This is a genomic window from Pseudomonas sp. ZL2 (genome assembly GCF_054788455.1).
The window spans coordinates 120,097-138,808 of sequence record NZ_JBGOGX010000001.1; the positions used below are offsets into that span (position 1 = coordinate 120,097).

Below are 18,712 nucleotides of genomic sequence, written 5' to 3' on the forward strand. Positions count from 1 at the left end.
AACGCACCGACCGCGACGAACTTTTTCCATGCCCGACCTTCGTACTGCCCAGCCTGAACTGCCCGCCCTGCTCGCCGAGGTCCAGACGCACTTTGACCAGCGCATCGTGCCGCTGTGGCAAGGCCCGGGCTGGAATGCAGACATGGCCCTGCCCTTCGAAGCCCTCGACCCACAGCAGCAACCCATGCCGGTGCAGCGCTACCGGGCCATGGCCTGCGCACGCCAGCTGTACCTGTTCAGCAGCCGTATCGAGCAGCCCGGCGCCAGCGAGCGCGCCGCGGCTCTGTTTCGCTCCTTGCAGCGGCACTTCCATGATGCCGAGCACGGCGGCTGGTTCTACAGCATCGATGCCCAGGGCAAGCCGCTGGACCGACGCAAGGACCTCTACACCCACGCCTTTATCGTCTTCGCCTGCGCGCATTACTGGGGCAAGGTCCGCGAGCCGCTGGTCGAGTCGACCCTCAACGCTGCGCTGGAAGTGGTGGCCGTGCAGTTCGCCCGTGATGACGGCCTGTACGAGGCGAGCCTTGGCGAAGACTGGTCGGACCTGGCCAGCGGCCCGCTGCAGAACCCGCTGATGCACCTGGCCGAAGCCTTCCTCGCCACCCTGTCGGTGCGTGACGATGAAACTGTTCAGCAAGCGCTGGAAACCCTGGCAGCGGCCATGCAGACGCACTTCATCGACCCTGAACACGGGGTGATGCTGGAAATGCCGCGCGGGGCTGTGGATAACTGGTTCGAACCGGGTCACCAGTTCGAATGGTTCTACTTGCTGGAGTCTTCGCCGCTGTTACGCGGTGGCGAGTTGCATGGGTCGCTCAGCCGGGCATTCGCCTATGCCGAACACTGCGGCGTGAAAGACACGGCGGTGCTGGCAATGCTCAGCGCCGATGGCCAGGTGCGCGACGCTACCCAGCGCATCTGGGCCCAGGCCGAATACCTGCGCGCCCTGACCTTGCGCCCGGCGAGCGCCGCCACGGTGCTGGCCCAGTTCAAGGCGCTGCAGCAGAATTTCCTGCATGCCGGAGGCTGGTATGAGTGCCGGGATGCCAATGGCAAGGTCAGCCGCTTCGATATGCCGTCGACTACGCCTTACCATCTGGCGACTTGCCTGGAAGGGCTGCAGCGTCAGCTTTGACGCTATCGGCGGCAAGGCCGGCTCCCACAATGGCCCTGGTGGCCTGAAATCCCTGTGGGAGCTGGCTTGCCAGCGAAAGGCCCTCAAGCCTTGCCTGAACGATCGATCGAAAAACCCGCCCACGCCTGACTCACCGGCATCAGCTCGAGGCTGTTGATGTTGATGTGCGCCGGCTGGTTCATGATCCAGAAGATGGTCTCGGCGATATCCTGCGGCTGAATCGGCTCGGCCCCGGCATAGGTGGCGTCGTAACGCGCCTGGTCACCACCGAAACGCACCAGCGAGAACTCGCTCTCGCACAGGCCCGGCTCGATATTGCTCACCCGCACGCCAGTCCCCTGCAGGTCGCAGCGCAGGCTCAGCGAGAACTGCCCGACAAACGCCTTGGTGCCGCCATACACATGACTGCCCGGATACGGATAGTTACCCGCCACCGAGCCGACGTTGAGGATGGTCGCGCCACGGCCATGGGCGATCAGCCGTGGCAGCAGCAGGCGGGTGCTGTACATCAGGCCCTTGATGTTGGTGTCGACCATGGTTTCCCAGTCATCGAGGTCGCACTTGGGCGCCGGGTCAGCGCCCAGGGCCAGGCCTGCGTTGTTGATCAGCCCGCGCAGCTTGGCGAACGCCGGTGGCAGGTTGGCGATGGCCTCTTCCATGGCCTTGCGGTCACGCACATCGAGCACCAGGCCGTGCACTTCGGTTTGTTGCGACAGCTCGGCACACAGCGCTTCCAGGCGCTCCTGACGGCGACCGGTCAGCACCAGCGACCAGCCGGCTTCAGCAAAACGACGGGCGCAGGCTTCGCCGAAGCCGGAGGTTGCGCCAGTGATGAATACGGTAGAGGTCATGCGGGTCTCCTTGATGAGGCTGATCACAGGGTTTGCAGCATGCCCGCCGCCGCGTTCGGCAGCAAGCCATTCAGGACACTGTACAAAAAACGATCAAACCTGTGTAAGCCCCGGTATAGGCGGCCTGTAGCAAGCTTTGCGCATCTTATCCACAAGCCCTTCCACAAAATCCGGGGGCAACTTGAAAACCCTGCAAGCCGCGTAATCCGGGCCTTGAGCAAGTATTTTCCTTGACCTTGGGCGCTGGCCTTGACCTCAGGGTGGTAGCAGTCGCCCAAGGCGCGGATTTCCATGATGGCTCCAGGCCTGTAACGACGCTGTCTACGTCGATCTTTCCAAGGCTTGCCCACAGAGTTATCCACAGGCTGTTGGAGCCGTTTAATCGCCATTTGCGCTAAGGACAAAACACTTGACAAACCCCGATGCGAACGCCGGAAAAAAACCTGATCAAAAAACAATCACAAGCCTGAAAGCCTTGTAGATAAAGGCTTCCAGCAAGCTGCACCCAAGTTACCCACAGTCGCTTCCACACCAATAGTGGACAACTCAAAAGCTGATAAAACAGCCAGTTAAAGCGACTTTCTGTCGCGCCCAAAAGAAAGTCGCCGCAAGGTTTTCCACAAAACTGTGGACAAAAAAAACGCCCCGTCAAGCGGGGCGTTTTTTCAGCTACCGATCAGTGCCCGCCCAGATAGGCGTTACGCACCTCCTCGTTGACCAACAGCTCCTTGCCCGTGCCGGTCATACGGATATGGCCGTTGACCATCACGTAGGCGCGGTCCGAGAGTTTCAGCGCATGGTTGGCGTTCTGCTCCACCAGGAAGATGGTCATGCCGGTCTGCGCCAGCTCACGCAAGGTGGAAAAGATCTGCTTGACCACAATCGGTGCCAGGCCCAGCGACGGCTCATCGAGCAGCAGCAACTTGGGCCGGCTCATCAGCGCCCGGGCGATGGCGAGCATTTGCTGCTCGCCGCCGGACATGGTCATGGCGCGCTGGTTGCGCCGCTCCTTGAGCCGCGGGAACAGCTCGAACATACGCTGCATGTCCTCGCTGGCGAACTTGTCGCCAATGGGGATGGTGCCCATCATCAGGTTCTCTTCCACCGACATATCGGGGAACACCCGGCGGCCTTCCGGCGACTGGGCAATACCGTTGGAAGCGATGTAGTGCGATGACTTGTGGGTAATGTCGGTGCCACGGTAGATGATCTGCCCGGCCGCTGCCCGCGGCTGGCCGAAGATCGACATCAGCAGGGTCGACTTGCCGGCGCCGTTGGAGCCGATCAGGCTCACCGTTTCACCTTCATCGATGTGCAGCGAGACTTTCTTCAGGGCCTGGATCGGCCCGTAGAACACGTCGATCTCTTTCAGTTCGAGGATCGGTGTACTCATACCAGTTCCTCTTCATCGGCGCCCAGGTAGGCGGCAATCACCGTCGGGTTGTGACGGATGTCCTGTGGCGCGCCCTCAGCGATCACGTTGCCGTGGTCGAGCACCACGATATGGTCGGAAATGCTCATGACCATACCCATGTCGTGCTCGATCAGCACCACGGTCAGGTCATGCTCGTCGCGCAGCACACGGATCATCTTGCTCAGCGCTTCGGTTTCCTGCGGGTTGAGGCCGGCGGCCGGTTCGTCCAGGCAGATGATCTGCGGGCGCGTGCACATGGCCCGGGCAATTTCCAGGCGACGTTGCTGCCCGTACGACAGCTCACCGGCCAGGCGGTTGGCACAGTCGACCAGGTCGACCACTTCCAGCCAGTAGAAGGCATGGTCCAGGGCATCGCTTTCGGCCTTGCGGTAGCCCTTGGTGTTGAGCACGCCGGCCAGCAGGTTGCGGTTGACCCACATGTGCTGGGCCACCAGCAGGTTCTCGACCACCGACATTTCCCGGAACAGGCGGATGTTCTGGAAGGTCCGCGCCAGCCCGGCGCGGTTGACCAGGTGGGTACCGCCGAACATCTTGTAGTGCAGGCGGTTGATGAAGCGCTTGGGCGAGACGAAATCGCCCAGCTGGAAGCGTTCGCCCAACAGCTGGATGACGTTGGTGCGGGTGCCGCGCAGGTTCAGTTCGATCTTGCCGCCACTGGCCTTGTAGAAGCCGGTCAGGCAGTTGAACACCGTGGTCTTGCCCGCACCGTTGGGGCCGATCAGGGCGAAGATCTGGTTGCGTCTGACCTTGAGGCTGACATCGCTGAGCGCCTTGATGCCGCCGAACTGCATCATCAGGTTTTCAACCGAGAGAATCACGTCATCGCTCATGGCGCCACTCCTTTACGCGGAACTACACCGGTACGGCTGATGCGAATCAGGCCACGCGGTCTCCAGATCATCATCAACACCATCAGCACGCCGAACAACAGCACCCGGTATTCGGAGAAGCTGCGCAGCAGTTCCGGCGCCACCGTCAGCACGAACGCGGCGATCACCACGCCGACGGTCGAGCCCATGCCGCCGAGCACGACAATGGCGAGGATCAGCGCCGACTCGAAAAAGGTGAACGACGACGGGTTGACGAAACCCTGGTAACTGGCAAAGAACACCCCGGCAAGGCCGGCGGTGGAGGCGCCGAGGGTGAAGGCCGAGAGTTTCACCAACACATGATTCAAGCCCATGGAGCGGCAGGCGATCTCATCTTCGCGCAACGCTTCCCAGGCGCGGCCGACCGGCATGCGGGTCAGCCGGTGCTTGATGTACAGCACCGCCAGCACCACCAGGAACAGCACGATGTAGATGAACAGGAATTTCACATTGGGGTTGTAGGCGATGCCGAAAAACTCATGGAAAGGCACCCCGCCGTCCTTGGCCCGGCGGCCAAACTCCAGGCCCATGAACGTTGGCGACGGCACCGGCATGCCATTGGGGCCACCGGTAAACGACAACCAGTTGTTCAGTATCAGCCGGATGATTTCGCCAAAGCCCAGGGTGACGATGGCCAGGTAGTCGCCATGCATCCTCAGCACCGGGAAGCCCAATATGCACCCGGCCAGCGCCGCCGCGATCGCCGCCAGTGGCAACACAGTCCAGAAGCCCAGGCCCAGGTACTGGTAACCCAGGGCCAGGCCATAGGCGCCGATGGCGTAGAAGGCCACGTAGCCCAGGTCGAGCAGGCCGGCAAGGCCCACCACGATGTTCAGGCCCAGGCCCAGCAGCACGTAGATCAGGCCGAGGATGACCACGGTCAGCAGGTACTTGTTGGCGAAGAACGGGAAGACGATGGCAATCACGATCAGTGCCGGGATGATCCAGCGCAGCCGCGATTTGTAGTCTGGCGCCAGCACGTGCACCCCGGAGCCGCTGCCCTCGAAGCCCTGGAGGATCGACTGGCCCTTGGGTGTCTGCAGGAACAAGCTGAGCAAGAAACGCCCGGCCATGACCCCGGCCACCAGCCAGGCAACACGGGTGGGTTCAAGGTTGAAGCTGTAGCCGTCGAGCACCACGCCGACGATGGGCCCGAACACGATCAGGGAAATCAGCCCGGCGAGAATCGCATCGATCAGGCTGCGCTTGATATCGAATGTAGTTGTATTGGCAGCAGACATACTTACACCTTCGCCACGAGTGGGCGACCCAGCAGGCCTTGGGGACGGAAGATCAGAATCAGCACCAGCAGCGAGAAGCTGAACACGTCCTTGTAGTCGGAGTTGATCAGCCCGGAGAACAACGACTCGGAAATCCCGAGGATGATCCCGCCGAGCATGGCGCCCGGTAATGAGCCGATGCCACCGAGGACCGCAGCGGTGAAGGCCTTGATGCCGATGATGAAGCCGGCATAGAAGTCGAAGGTGCCATAGTTCATGGTGATCAGCACGCCGGCCAGGGCCGCCATGACTGCACCGATGACAAACACATAGGAGATCACCCGGTCAGTGTTGATACCGAGGATCGAGGCCATCTTGCGATCCTGCTGGGTGGCCCGGCACATGCGTCCAAGTTTGGTGAACTTGATGATGTAGGTGAGTGCGGCCATGCCGACGAAGGCTGCCACCAGGATGAAGATCTTGGTGTAGGTCAGTTGGACGAATCCGGTGCCCACCTCGACGCGCCAGGCGCCTTCGAGCAGGGTCGGTACGCCTTGCTGGCGTGCGCCCTGGCTGATCTGCGCGTAGTTCTGCAGGATCAGCGAGATGCCGATGGCACTGATCAGCGGCGCCAGGCGGGTGGAGTTACGCAGGGGTTTGTAGGCGATGCGTTCGATGGTCCAGCCGTAGACACCGGTGACCACCACCGTGAAGATCAGCGTCCCGAGCATCAGCAAGGGAAAGGATTCGATACCGAAATACGCCAGCAATGCCAGGCTGATTGCCGCGAGATACGCGGAAATCATATACACCTCGCCGTGCGCGAAGTTGATCATGCCGATAATGCCATAGACCATTGTGTAGCCGATGGCGATCAGGCCATAGACAGACCCGAGAGTCAGCCCGTTGACCAGTTGCTGCAGGAAAATACCATCCATAACGCAATCTCACGTATTTGAGATTGCACAAGCGCCGACTACGGTGAGCCCCGGATGAAGCGGCCCTCGCAGCGCAGGGTTGTGCAGATCTACGAGAAAAGACAGGTACGGCGCAAAACCGGGTAGCGACCCGGGCACAGGCCCGGGTCGCCTACCGTTGTTATTTTTGTTTTTCCAGTTGGTGATACTTGCCGTCCTTGTCCCACTGGTAGACCACGTAGTCGGAGACCGTCAGGTCGCCCTTGGTGTCCCACTTCTTCTCGCCCATCACGGTTTGCACCGGATTGGCCTTGAGCCACTTGGCAGCGTCTTCGCCCTTGTTCGACTTGGCGCCGTTGAACGCTGCAGCCAGGGCCTGGACCGAGGCGTAGGCGTACAGGGTGTAGCCTTCTGGCTCGGTACCGCCTTTGCGGAACTCCTCGACCACGGCCTTGCTGTCTGGCAGCAGGCGCGGGTCGGCGCCGAAGGTCATGTACACGCCATCGACGTACTGTGGGCCACCAGCGGTGGAGACCAGTTCGTCGGTTACGATGCCGTCATCGGACATGAACTTGACGTCTTTCAGACCCGCCTCACGTAGTTGCCGCACCAGAGGACCCGCTTCCGGATGCAGGCCACCGAAGTAGACGACATCGGCACCAGCGCCGCGAATCTTGGTGACCACGGCGCTGAAGTCTTTCTCGCCCCGGGTCAGGCCTTCGTAAAGAACGGGTTTCACGCCACGCTTCTCAAGCTGGGCCTTGGTGGCATCCGCCAGGCCCTGGCCGTAAGTGTCCTTGTCATGCAGGACCACGACCTTCTTGCCTTTGAGCACGTCGACGATGTAGTCGCCGGCGACGATACCCTGCTGATCGTCACGCCCGCACATGCGGAACATGCCGGTCAGGCCGCGTTCGGTAACTGCCGGGTTGGTCGAACCCGGGGTGATTGCGATGACACCGGCCTCGTCATACACCTCAGAGGCCGGAATGGTGTTGGACGAGCAGAAGTGCCCGACCACACCGATGACCTTGTCCTGGTCAACCAGGCGGTTGGCCACGGCCACGGCCTGTTTCGGCTCGCAGGCGTCGTCACCCTTGACCAGCACGATCTTCTCGCCGTTGACCCCGCCCGCGGCATTGACCTTGTCGGCTGCCGCCTGTGCACCTTTCATGTACTGCTCGCCAAACGCTGCGTTGGCACCGGTCATCGGGCCTGCTACGCCGATCTTGATGTCGGCCTGAACATACGAAGAAATGCCCAGCGCCGTAGCCACGGCGAGGGCCAGAAAGCCTTTCTTGTAAAACGTCTGCGACATGAGGTGGTGCTCCTGGAGTTTTTTTTGGTTGGCACTACAACTTTCAGCAATTGCTCTGAGCAAGGGCCGTGCCATTGGTTTTTTATTCTGGAAAAACTCGTGAACAAGTTGCGCAGCAAGGATTCGCGGCCTTTTTTTACTGGTCGTGCAACCGTCTGCCTTACGGAAAGCGCCACCCGCCCCGACAAAAAAGAGCAACCACGAAGTGCCATCATTGCAACCCTGGGTTTTGGTTACGTGCAACCAGCCTGTAACAGGATGCGTAACCGAACTGCACATCCTTGGTGCGCGACTGCTACAGCGGGCACCATTACAGGCTAGTCGCTGACCGCTAAAAGCGCCGCTACCTGTAGCCTGCTACCGAATTACCCCTGCCCCGGCCTGCCCTCATGGCGACAAAGGCTGGCACAATGCGCAAGTCTGTGCGTCATCACTGGCGGTGATGGCGTGCGCCCCCTTTGGAGCCCCCTATGAGCGAGAGTGCATTTGCCGATCGCATCGTGCAGAACCTGCTCGACACCGATTTCTACAAGCTGACCATGATGCAGGCCGTGCTGCACAACTACCCCAACGTCGACGTCGAGTGGGAATTCCGCTGCCGCAACGGTGAAGACCTGCGCCCTTATCTGGCGCAGATCCGCGAACAGATCGAGCAGCTGTGCGAACTGAGCCTGGGTAATGGCCAGCTGGGCTTCCTTGAACAGATCAGCTTCATGAAGCCGGACTTCCTGCGCTTTCTCGGGCTGTTTCGCTTCAACCTGCGCTACCTGCAACTGGGGGTCGAGAACGATCAGCTGTACCTGCGCCTGCGCGGGCCCTGGCTGCACGTGATCCTGTTTGAAGTGCCATTGCTGGCGATCATCAGCGAAGTGCGCAACCGCCATCGTCATCCCCAGGCAAAACTGAGCGATGCCCGCGACCAGTTGTATCGCAAGTTCGACTGGCTCAAGGCCAATGCCAGCAGCGAGGAACTGGCCGAGCTGCAGGTGGCCGACTTCGGCACCCGCCGACGCTTCTCCTACAAGGTTCAGGAAGAAGTGGTACGGGTACTCAAGGATGATTTCCCGGCGCGCTTCGTCGGCACCAGCAACGTGCACCTGGCACGGAAACTGGATATCAAGCCGCTGGGGACCATGGCCCATGAATGGATCATGGCCCACCAGCAACTGGGGCCGCGGCTGATCGACAGCCAGATCGCCGCGCTCGACTGCTGGGTGCGCGAATACCGCGGACTGCTTGGCATCGCCCTGACCGATTGCATCACCATGGATGCCTTCCTGACCGATTTCGACCTGTACTTCGCCAAACTGTTTGATGGCCTGCGCCATGACTCGGGCGACCCGGTGCAATGGGCGGAAAAGGCCATCGCCCACTACCGCAAGCTGGGAATCGACCCGATGACCAAGACCCTGGTGTTCTCCGACGGCCTGAACCTGACCAAGTCGCTGGAGATCTTCCGTGCCCTGCGCGGGCGCATCAACGTCAGCTTCGGCATCGGCACCAACCTCACCTGCGACCTGCCCGGGGTGGCGCCGATGAGCATCGTGCTTAAAATGACCGACTGTAACGGCCAGCCCGTCGCCAAGATTTCCGATGAGGCGGCCAAGACCCAATGCCGCGACGAAAACTTCGTCGCCTACCTGCGCCACGTCTTCAAAGTGTCCAAGGAGTAATTCATGCAAGCCGTCCAGCGAGAGATTGCCCAAGCGCTCAAGGTCCAGCCGCCGTTCGCCGACAGCGCCGCGCTCGAAGCCGAAGTGACCCGGCGCGTGGCCTTCATCAAGACCTGCCTGAACAACGCACGGCTAAAGACCCTGGTGCTGGGCATCAGTGGCGGCGTCGACTCGCTGACCGCCGCGCTGATGGCGCAACGGGCGATCAATGAATTGCGCAGCGAGAGCGGTGACGCGCAGTACCGCTTCATTGCCGTGCGCCTGCCCTATCAGGTGCAGCACGACGAACACGACGCCCAGGCCTGCCTGGAGGTGATCAAGGCCGACGAGGTGCACACCGTCGACATCGCCCCGGCCGTGCGCGCCCTGGCAGCCGAGGTCAAGGCCCTGGAGAACGGCTCGCCGGCGATGGTCGACTTCGTCGTCGGCAACACCAAGGCGCGCATGCGCATGGTTGCCCAGTACACCATCGCCGGCGCCCGTCAGGGCCTGGTGATCGGCACCGACCATGCCGCCGAAGCGGTGATGGGTTTCTTTACCAAATTTGGTGATGGTTCCTGCGACCTGGCGCCGCTCAGTGGCCTGGTGAAGAACCAGGTACGGGCCATCGCCCGCAGCTTTGGCACGCCGGAATCACTGGTGGAGAAGGTCCCGACCGCAGACCTGGAAGACCTGGCGCCCGGCAAGCCGGACGAAGCATCCCACGGCGTGACCTATGCGCAGATCGATGCGTTTTTGCATGGCGAGCCGGTGAGCCAGGAAGCCTTCGACATCATCAGTGCCACGTACCGCAAGACCCAGCACAAGCGCGAGATGCCATTCGCGCCTTGAGGCGCTGATTGAATCGCCGGCAACGCCGGCTCCCACGGTAATCGGTGTGGGAGCCGGCGTTGCCGGCGATGGGCTGCAAAGCAGCCCCAGGGCAATTACTTCAGGGTAATGGTGCCTTTCATCATCGAGATGTGGCCAGGGAACGAGCAGAAGAAGCCGTACTTCTCGTCCGCCTTGAGCTTGGACACGTCGATGGTCAGCGAATCCTTCTCGCCAGCGCCAATGATCTTGGTGTGGGCGATCACGCGCGCGTCGCCTTCTTTCAGGTAGCTCTTGTCGATGCCGGCAGCCAGGCCTTCGGTGGCGATCGGCTGCATGTCAGCTTCTTTGCTGATGACCAGGTTGTGGCCCATGACGTTCTTCGGCAACGAACCGGAGTGGGTCAGCTCGACGGTGAAGGTCTTGCAGCTCTTGTCGATTTCCAGAGCCTTGGTGTTGAACGACATCTGGTCGGTGGAGTCGATCGTCGCCTTGCACTCAGCGGCAAATACCTGAGTGCTGGCGAGGGTCAGCAAGGATACTGCAACAACTTTGGCAAACATCGTGAATCTCCATGGCAGGGGTTTTTATCAGTTTGAAGACTGCCTGAAACCGCAAGGCCGGCCCATGATGTGGGTCAAGCGCTGGCCGAAGAGCCAGGCAGTAAATTTGTTCTATGGATTGTATACAGGAAATCTAAGTGCCCATCATGCACCTTTGAGGGAGGATGAGACAACCTCTCATTTAGGAGTAAATGATCATGTCCTTTGGTACTTTCCTCAACGGCCTCCTGGCCGCCTACGCCTGCGGTGCTGCGGGCGCGTCGTGCGAGTTTGCCCGGCCAGAATGAATGCTGCGGGCTTGGAAGCGAGCGGCCAGCGCCTTACTCTGTGTGCGCTTGTAACCGGAGAGAAGCAATGCCCGTACGTTCCGTTTGTGTGTTCTGTGGCGCCAGCACCGGCGTCAACCCAGCCTACCGCGAGGCGGCCATCGCCCTCGGCCAGGCCATCGCCGCGCGCGGCCTGACCCTGGTCTACGGCGGTGGCGCCGTGGGCCTGATGGGTATCGTTGCCGATGCGGCCATGGCTGCGGGTGGCGAGGTGATCGGCATCATTCCCGAGGCGCTGAAAAACGCCGAGATTGGCCACACCGGCCTGACCCGCCTGGAAGTGGTCGACGGCATGCACGCGCGCAAAGCGCGCATGGCCGAGCTGAGCGACGCCTTCGTCGCCTTGCCAGGTGGCCTGGGCACCCTGGAAGAACTGTTCGAAGTCTGGACCTGGGGCCAGTTGGGCTACCACGCCAAGCCGCTGGGCCTGCTCGACGTCAACGGCTTCTACAGCAAGCTGGGCAGCTTCCTTGACCATGTGGTGGAAGAAGGCTTCGTGCGCCCGCAACACCGCGCCATGCTGCAACTGGCCGACTCACCGGCCGAGTTGCTCGACGCCATGGACAGCTTCGAAGCCCCCGTGCTACCCAAGTGGGTCGACAAGAAGCCTGATTGACCCGGCCTCATCGCTGGCAAGCCAGCTCCCACACCGCGCAGATCCTGTGGGAGCGGGACTTGCCCGCGATCGAGCGCGAAGCGGTCGCTATCCAGGCGACATGGCTTCATCGCGGGTCAAGCCCGCTCCTGCAAAGCAGCAGCTTCATCCAGCGGCATCACCGTGACCTGCACCTCCGGGTCATGGCTGCCGCCTCCAAGGATCACCCCGCGCAACGGCGACACATCGGAAAAATCCCGGCCCCAGGCCAGGGTGATGTGCTCCAGCGCCGGCCGCAGGTTGTTGGTGGGGTCGAAATCAATCCAGCCCTGCCCCGGGCAGAACACCGAAACCCACGCATGCGAGGCATCGGCGCCAATCAGCCGAGGCTGACCAGGTGGCGGTCGGGTCAACAGGTAGCCGCTGACATAACGCGCAGCCAGACCACGCGAACGCAGGCAGGCGAGCATCAGGTGGGCAAAATCCTGGCACACCCCGCGACGGCGCTCCAGCACCTCTACCAGTGGCGTGGCGACCTGGGTGGCGTCGGCGTCGAAGGTGAATTCGCTGAAGATCTTCTCCATCAACGCCTGCACGCCTTCCAGCAACGCCCGCCCGGGTTCGAAACAGGATTCGCTGAAAACAACGAAGCGCTGCTTGAGACGCACATAAGGCGACTCAAAACGGTAGCGACAGGCTTCGAAAAACTCCGCCACCAACGGCTGACTGGCATAGGTCAGGGCATCGCGCACCCGCTCCCAGGCGGGCGAGGCGGCAAAGTCCGGCGCGTCCCGCTCCAGCACTTCAACCTGCAAGCGCGCCACCACCCGCAATTGCTCATGCTGGCGCTCGAAGGCCAGGCGGGTCAGCGGGTTGCCGAATACATCCCACTCATCACGCCGCTGGGTTGGCTGCGGGCTGACCTGCAGGGCCTGGGCCGTGCAGCGTTGCCAGGCGCAAGGCCGTGGCCACAGGTGCGCCAGCTGCTGGGCCAGGGACACCGGGCTGTCGTAGCGGTAATGGGTGTCGTGAATGATCTGGTAGTGCGCACTCATCACAGTGACACCGTCTGTTGGCTGACATCATCGACGTGAGCGAAATGGCGCAAGGCCAGGCGCTCGGAGATCTCGCCACTGGCGAGGGCGACCGCTTGCAGCAGATCGGCAAGGCCGGACAGCACTGCCTGCACGCTGGCGCTGCCGAACAAGGGATCTTCCAGGCTGCGCAGGTCGAAGTGACGCAACTGCTCGGCCAGCAGGGCCAGGGCCGGATCGCAGGGGCTGTCGAACTCCTCGCTCAAGCGCTGATTGGCGCGCACCAGCAGCTTGAGCTGAAACAGCACGGCATGGGGGTTCTGTTCATCGAGCAGGAGCAAATCGAGCACCGGGATCAACTGCGCGACGGCCAGATAGCGCGAACGATAGGTGATGCTGCTGTTGCCCAGCTCCAGCAACCATTCGAGCCCGGCCTGGTCGTACACCGCCGGCCCGCGCAGAAACGCCGCCAGGCTGCTGCACAGCGACTGCAGGCGCTCGATGCGTCGACCGATCATCAAGAAACGCCAGCCCTCGTCGCGGGTCATGTCGTCGAGGGCAAAACCCGACAGTGCCGCCAGCGACATCACCAGGCGGTTGAGAAAATCCACCCGCTCACCGAAATCCGCCTCGGCATCCTCCAGGCATTGCGCCTCACGCTGCAGCTCGACCAGCGCCTGCCAGTTCTCCCGCGAGAGCTTGCCGCGCACCTGGGAGGCCGCCCATTGCAGGCGCTGCAAGTTGGCGCGCAGGCTGAAGGCCCAGTCGGCATCATCCAGCGCCGCACGCAGGCGCTCGGGCAATTCGCCCTCCTCCGGCAACAACGACAACTCATCGGCCAGTTCCACCGCGGCCTGCAAGGCCAGCGGGTCGTCGCCGTCCAGGTAACGGGTGAGAATGATCCGCAGCAAACGCGCACTGGCATCGCAGCGCTCGCAGTAACGCCCGAACCAGTACAGGTTCTCCACTACCCGTGACGGCAGATAAGGGTCCTGGCGGATCAGCTCGGCCACGCCGATGCTGCGCTGGGTCCGCCATTGCTCGCCCGCTGGCACAGCGTCGCCAAGCACCCAGGTGTCCTTGCTGGCACCACCGCGCTGCATCGACACCACTTCGGCATCGGCCTGGGCGGCAACCCGGGTCAGGCCACCGGGCAGTACCCGATAACCCTCGGCCGAGGCCACGGCGTACACGCGCATGCCGATGGCCCGCGGCTGCAACTGGCCCTTCTCGGCCTGCCATACCGGCGCCTGGGACAGTTGTGCCAGCTCCTGGGCCACGTAGGCGTACGGCCGGGCCTGGATGCGAGCGGCCAGGGCCTGGCGCTGGGCCGGGTCGAGATCACGACCGAATACCGGGCTGAAGCTCTGCGAGGGGAACGCCGGCTTGACCAACAGCTTGGGCAACTGCTCCAGCGCCCGCGCCATCACCGGTGGCTCACCGCACCACCAGGTGGCGATGGACGGCAGGCTCAGGTCTTCAGCGAACAGGCGCTGGTTGATCGCCGGTAAAAAGCCGAGCAGCCCTGGCGACTCGAGCACGCCGCTGCCCAGCGCATTGGCCACCAGTACCCGGCCCTGGCGCACGGCATCAAGCAAACCGGGCACGCCCAGGGCCGAATCGGTGCGCAGCTCCAGTGGGTCGCAGAAATCATCGTCCAGACGCCGCATGATCGCGTGCACCCGGCGCAGGCCGCTCAAGGTCTTGAGGTACACCGTGGCATCGCGCACGGTCAGGTCGCTGCCCTCGACCAGTGGATAACCCAGTTGCCGGGCCAGGTACAGGTGCTCGAAATAGCTCTCGTTGAAGCGCCCCGGGGTCAGCAACACCACCAGCGGCGCGTCCTTGGCACTGGGCGCCAGCCGCGCCAGGGTCTGTTGCAGGGTACGGAAAAAACCAGCCAGGTGCTGCACCTGCAGGTCGCGGTACAGCTCGGGCAGGGCTCGCGAGACGATGGTGCGGTTCTCCAGCGCGAAACCTGCGCCCGACGGCGCCTGGGTACGGTCGGCAGTGACCCACCAGCGACCGTCCGGGGCGCGGGCAAGGTCCACCGCATAGACATGCAGATAGGTCCCTTCAGGTGGAGCGATACCCTGGCAGGGCCAGAGAAAATTGTTATGGCCATAGACCAGTTCGGCCGGCAGCAGGCCTTCACGGATCAACTGTTGCGGCCCGTAGATATCGGCCAGCACCGCATTGAGCAATCGTGCGCGCTGTTCAACACCCGCCGCCAGCTGCTGCCATTCGGCGGCGGGCAGCAGGTGCGGCAACAGGTCCAGCTCCCACGGCCGGTCGGCACCCTTGGGGTCGGCATAGACATTGTAAGTGACGCCGTTCTCGCGTAACTGGCGGGTCAACGAGGCCTGGCGCTGGGCCAGTTGCGCCGGCCCGCTGCGCTGCAGGTAGGCACACAAGGGCTGCCAATGCTCACGCACCGCGCCTTGGCTTTCGAGCATCTCGTGATAGGTCCCCGCACTCAGCGGGTAAGCATCAAACAGGTCAGGCATGGCAATGCTCGAAGGCCACAAGTCAGTTCAGAGTAACGCTCAGCTGCGGCGCAAATCCAGGGTAAAGGGTAGTTCCGGGTTTACCTGCAGCACAGGTACGTCCACTACGCCCGGGCTATGCCCAAGGCGGAAAAAGCGCGCCTGACGCCGGCTCTGGGCTTCGTTGGCATTGACCGGCAGGGTCTGGTAATTGCGCCCGCCCGGATGGGCGACATGGTATTGGCAGCCGCCCAGCGACCGGCCCATCCAGGTGTCGAGCAGGTCGAACACCAGCGGCGCATGCACCGCGATGGTCGGCTGCAAACAATTGGCCGGCTGCCAGGCGCGATAACGCACGGCGGCGACAAACTCACCGACCCGCCCGGTTGGCTGCAAGGGTAGCGCCCGGCCATTACAAGTCAGCTGATAACGCTCCGGCGGCATGCCGCTGACCTTGACCTGCAGGCGTTCCAGCGACGAATCGACATAACGTACGGTGGCACCGCCACTGCCCTCCTCGCCCAGTACATGCCAGGGCTCCAGGGCCTGGCGCAGCTCCAGCTCGATACCGTTGACGGCATAGTCGCCGACCTTGGGAAAGCGAAACTCCAGGTGCGCGGCGAACCACTCGGCACGCAGCGGGTAGCCTGCGGCATTGAGCTCGACCAGTACATCAGCGAAGTCCTGCTCGATAAAGTGCGGCAGCATGAAGCGGTCGTGCAGCTCGGTCCCCCAGCGGGCCAGGCGCTTGGGCGCATAGGGTTCACGCCAGAAACGCGCGACCAAGGCGCGCAGCAAAAGCTGCTGGACCAGGCTCATGCGCGCATGAGGCGGCATCTCGAAGGCGCGCAGTTCCAGCAACCCCAGGCGCCCGGCCGGACCATCCGGGGAGTACAGCTTGTCGATGCAGAACTCGGCGCGGTGGGTATTGCCGGTGACGTCGATCAGCAGGTTACGCAGTAGCCGGTCGACCAGCCAGGGCGGGCAGTCCTCACCGACATCGGGCATCTGCGCGAAGGCAATTTCCAGTTCATAGAGAGCGTCGTTACGCGCTTCATCCACCCGCGGCGCCTGGGAAGTCGGACCGATGAACAGGCCGGAAAACAGGTAGGACAGCGATGGATGGTTGTGCCAATAGCTGATCAGGCTGCGTAGCAGATCGGGCCGGCGCAGGAACGGCGAGTCGGCCGGAGTCGCGCCGCCGAGCACAAAATGGTTGCCGCCGCCGGTACCGGTGTGGCGACCGTCGATCATGAATTTTTCGCTGCTCAGGCGGCTCAGGCGCGCCTGTTCGTAGAGGAACTCGGTGCGCTCCACCAACTCGTCCCAACTGGCCGAAGGCTGCACGTTGACCTCAATGACACCGGGATCCGGCGTGACCTTGAAGTTGGCCAGGCGCGGGTCGGCCGGCGGTTCGTAGCCTTCGAGGATGACCGGGCAATGCAGCTCGGCGGCGGTGGCTTCGATCGCCGTGACCAGCTCCAGGTAATCCTCCAGCCGTGATAACGGCGGCATGAACAGGTACAGGCGACCTTCACGCGGTTCGGCGCACAGGGCCGTTCGGGTCAGCCAGTCGGCCGAGGCATCGATCTCGGGGGCTGTGCGTTCCTTTTCGTCCACTGCATGCCCAGCGCTCGCCCGGGCCAACGCATCACCGGCGGGCAAATCGCCCAGCACCTGGTTCGGGTCGGTCGGATGCACATAGGGGTATTCAGCGGCCTTGACCCAGGGCTGCGCGGCCAGCGGCAGGCGGTAACCCAGTGGTGAATCGCCAGGCACCAACCGGCAATGCTCATCGCGCAAGTACCAGCGCCCGCTTTGCCAGCGCTCTTCGTCGGCACTGCGGGCCAACGGCAGAACCTGGCCGATGACCTTGTCCAGGCCCTGGCTGAACACTTTGCGCAATCGAGCGCGCTCCATCTCGTCGTCCAGCCGTGCATCGTCGACGCGCACATTGGACGGCAGGCCGCCCTCGCGCCACAGGTAATAGAGCTGGTCCTCGTAGGCGGCGAAGACATAGCGCGGCGGCAACTTCAAACGCTCGGCAACGCTGGCCAGGAAGCGCCCGGCCAAGTCGCTGTCGGCGCCAAGGTCTTCCTGTTCGTCGGCAATCAACGCCGGGTTGCTCCACAGCGGCACACCGTCACGCCGCCAGAAGCAGTTGAGCGACCAGCGCGGCAACTGCTCACCCGGGTACCACTTGCCCTGACCGAAATGCACCAGGGCGCTGGGCGCGTAATGCTTGTACAGACGCTGGAACAGCTCGCCAGCGAGGCGCCGCTTGTTCGCGCCCAACGCTGCCGTGTTCCACTCGGCGCCGTCAGGGTCGTCGATGGCAACGAAGGTCGGCTCGCCGCCCATGGTCAGGCGCACATCCGCCGCTTTCAGATCGCTATCCACCTGGCGCCCGAGGGCGACGATGGCCTGCCATTGCTCATCGCTGTAGGGCAGCGTCACCCGTGGTGATTCCCACAGGCGCTCGACGCTCATTTCATGTTCAAAGGTGCATTCGCAGGGCTCGACCAAGCCGCTGATCGGCGCCGCTGAAGTCGGATCGGGGCTACAGGCCAATGGGATATGACCTTCGCCGGCAAACAGCCCTGAGGTGGCATCCAGGCCGATCCAGCCGGCGCCGGGCAGGTACACCTCGCACCAGGCATGCAGGTCGGTGAAATCTTCTTCGGTACCCGCCGGCCCGTCCAGCGACTTGATGTCGGCGGTCAGTTGAATCAGATAGCCGGAGACAAACCGCGCCGCCAGGCCCAGGTGACGCAGCAACTGCACCAGCAGCCAGGCCGAATCACGGCAAGAGCCGGAGCCCAGTTCCAGGGTTTGCTCCGGGGTTTGCACACCAGGTTCGAGGCGGATCAGGTAACTGATGTCTTCGCTCAGGCGCTGGTTCAGGGCAACTAGGAAATCGACGCTGGCTTGCGGCGTACGCTCGATGCTGTCCAGGTAGGTGGCGAACTTCGGCGTCAGCGGCAGTTGCTCCAGGTAGGGCAGCAGTTCGTGGCGTTCGTCACGGCCATAACTGAAGGGCATCTGCTCGGCGTAGGGTTCGAGGAAGAAGTCGAACGGGTTGAACACCGCCATCTCGGCGACCAGGTCGACTTCCACCCGCAGGCTGTCGGTTTTCTCCGGGAACACCAGGCGCGCCAGGTAATTGCCCTGTGGGTCCTGCTGCCAATTAATGAAATGCCCACCCGGCTGCACCTTCAGCGCGTAGGAGAGGATCCGTGTACGGCTGTGGGCGGCCGGGCGCAGGCGAACGATTTGCGGGCCCAGTTCAACTGCACGGTCGTAGCGGTACTCGGTGACATGGTGCAAGGCGACATGAATCGACACGGCGGGCCTCCTGCGAGCCTGGGCGGTAGCGGAACCGCGCAAGACTTGTGCCATGGGCCCAGGCCTGCGATTCCCTGCATGCAGCCCCTACGGTCGCAGCAAAAGCGCACCGTAGCGAGGCCGCCGTGCAAG

15 protein-coding genes are annotated in these 18,712 nt (G+C 62.7%); 4 read left to right on the top strand and 11 right to left on the bottom strand.

Annotation, left to right across the window (positions count from 1 at the left end):
- The first annotated feature begins 28 nt into the window (after positions 1-28).
- Positions 29-1,138 (top strand): AGE family epimerase/isomerase, encoded by a 1,110-nt coding sequence (locus ABM562_RS00560; RefSeq protein ID WP_460420457.1) that lies wholly within the window; start codon positions 29-31, stop codon positions 1,136-1,138.
- Between the two features lie 83 nt (positions 1,139-1,221).
- Here the strand turns inward: ABM562_RS00560 and ABM562_RS00565 are convergent, their stop codons facing one another.
- From ABM562_RS00565 to ABM562_RS00595, 7 genes are all read right to left on the bottom strand, one after another.
- Positions 1,222-1,989, bottom strand: coding sequence for an SDR family oxidoreductase (locus tag ABM562_RS00565; RefSeq protein WP_115089514.1), 768 nt, complete (start codon positions 1,987-1,989; stop codon positions 1,222-1,224).
- Positions 1,990-2,012: 23 nt separating this feature from the next.
- Positions 2,013-2,282 carry a hypothetical protein gene (locus ABM562_RS00570; RefSeq protein WP_115089060.1) on the bottom strand — a complete coding sequence of 90 codons (270 nt, stop codon included), beginning with the start codon at positions 2,280-2,282 and terminating at the stop codon, positions 2,013-2,015.
- Positions 2,283-2,665: 383 nt separating this feature from the next.
- The gene (locus ABM562_RS00575; protein WP_115089062.1) at positions 2,666-3,382 is read right to left on the bottom strand and encodes an ABC transporter ATP-binding protein; all 717 of its coding nucleotides are present in this window, start codon (positions 3,380-3,382) and stop codon (positions 2,666-2,668) included.
- Positions 3,379-4,254 (bottom strand): ABC transporter ATP-binding protein, encoded by an 876-nt coding sequence (locus tag ABM562_RS00580; RefSeq protein WP_038997426.1) that lies wholly within the window; start codon positions 4,252-4,254, stop codon positions 3,379-3,381. The genes ABM562_RS00575 and ABM562_RS00580 overlap by 4 nt, the downstream gene beginning before the upstream one ends.
- The gene (gene livM / locus ABM562_RS00585) at positions 4,251-5,534 is read right to left on the bottom strand and encodes a high-affinity branched-chain amino acid ABC transporter permease LivM (RefSeq protein ID WP_115089064.1); all 1,284 of its coding nucleotides are present in this window, start codon (positions 5,532-5,534) and stop codon (positions 4,251-4,253) included. The genes ABM562_RS00580 and livM overlap by 4 nt, the downstream gene beginning before the upstream one ends.
- Before the next feature lie 2 nt (positions 5,535-5,536).
- The gene (locus ABM562_RS00590) at positions 5,537-6,451 is read right to left on the bottom strand and encodes an ABC transporter permease subunit (protein ID WP_010221625.1); all 915 of its coding nucleotides are present in this window, start codon (positions 6,449-6,451) and stop codon (positions 5,537-5,539) included.
- A gap of 160 nt (positions 6,452-6,611) precedes the next feature.
- Entirely contained in the window at positions 6,612-7,748 is a 1,137-nt protein-coding gene (locus ABM562_RS00595) for a branched-chain amino acid ABC transporter substrate-binding protein (protein WP_115089065.1), read from the bottom strand.
- Positions 7,749-8,218: 470 nt separating this feature from the next.
- Between ABM562_RS00595 and pncB the strand changes: the two genes are divergently transcribed.
- On the top strand, positions 8,219-9,421 hold the full coding sequence (gene pncB, locus ABM562_RS00600) for a nicotinate phosphoribosyltransferase (protein WP_038997430.1): 1,203 nt from the start codon (positions 8,219-8,221) through the stop codon (positions 9,419-9,421).
- Between the two features lie 3 nt (positions 9,422-9,424).
- Positions 9,425-10,252, top strand: coding sequence for an ammonia-dependent NAD(+) synthetase (gene nadE / locus ABM562_RS00605; RefSeq protein WP_115089067.1), 828 nt, complete (start codon positions 9,425-9,427; stop codon positions 10,250-10,252).
- Positions 10,253-10,347: 95 nt separating this feature from the next.
- Here the strand turns inward: nadE and azu are convergent, their stop codons facing one another.
- Positions 10,348-10,794: an azurin gene (gene azu, locus ABM562_RS00610; RefSeq protein WP_115089069.1), complete on the bottom strand. Its 447-nt coding sequence runs from the start codon at positions 10,792-10,794 to the stop codon at positions 10,348-10,350.
- A 354-nt stretch (positions 10,795-11,148) separates the two neighbouring features.
- Between azu and ABM562_RS00615 the strand changes: the two genes are divergently transcribed.
- Complete coding sequence (locus ABM562_RS00615; RefSeq protein ID WP_115089071.1) at positions 11,149-11,736, top strand: LOG family protein; 588 nt, start codon at positions 11,149-11,151, stop codon at positions 11,734-11,736.
- 116 nt (positions 11,737-11,852) lie between these two features.
- On the opposite strand, the gene ABM562_RS00620 is transcribed toward ABM562_RS00615, so the two are convergent.
- From ABM562_RS00620 to ABM562_RS00630, 3 genes are read right to left on the bottom strand one after another with little or no spacing between them, the layout of a single operon-like run.
- Positions 11,853-12,770, bottom strand: coding sequence for a transglutaminase family protein (locus tag ABM562_RS00620; RefSeq protein WP_115089073.1), 918 nt, complete (start codon positions 12,768-12,770; stop codon positions 11,853-11,855).
- A complete protein-coding gene (locus tag ABM562_RS00625; RefSeq protein ID WP_115089515.1) occupies positions 12,770-15,256 on the bottom strand; it encodes a circularly permuted type 2 ATP-grasp protein in 2,487 nt (828 codons plus the stop codon). The genes ABM562_RS00620 and ABM562_RS00625 overlap by 1 nt, the downstream gene beginning before the upstream one ends.
- Positions 15,257-15,295: 39 nt before the next feature.
- Positions 15,296-18,580: a transglutaminase family protein gene (locus ABM562_RS00630; protein WP_460420463.1), complete on the bottom strand. Its 3,285-nt coding sequence runs from the start codon at positions 18,578-18,580 to the stop codon at positions 15,296-15,298.
- Positions 18,581-18,712 lie beyond the last annotated feature (132 nt).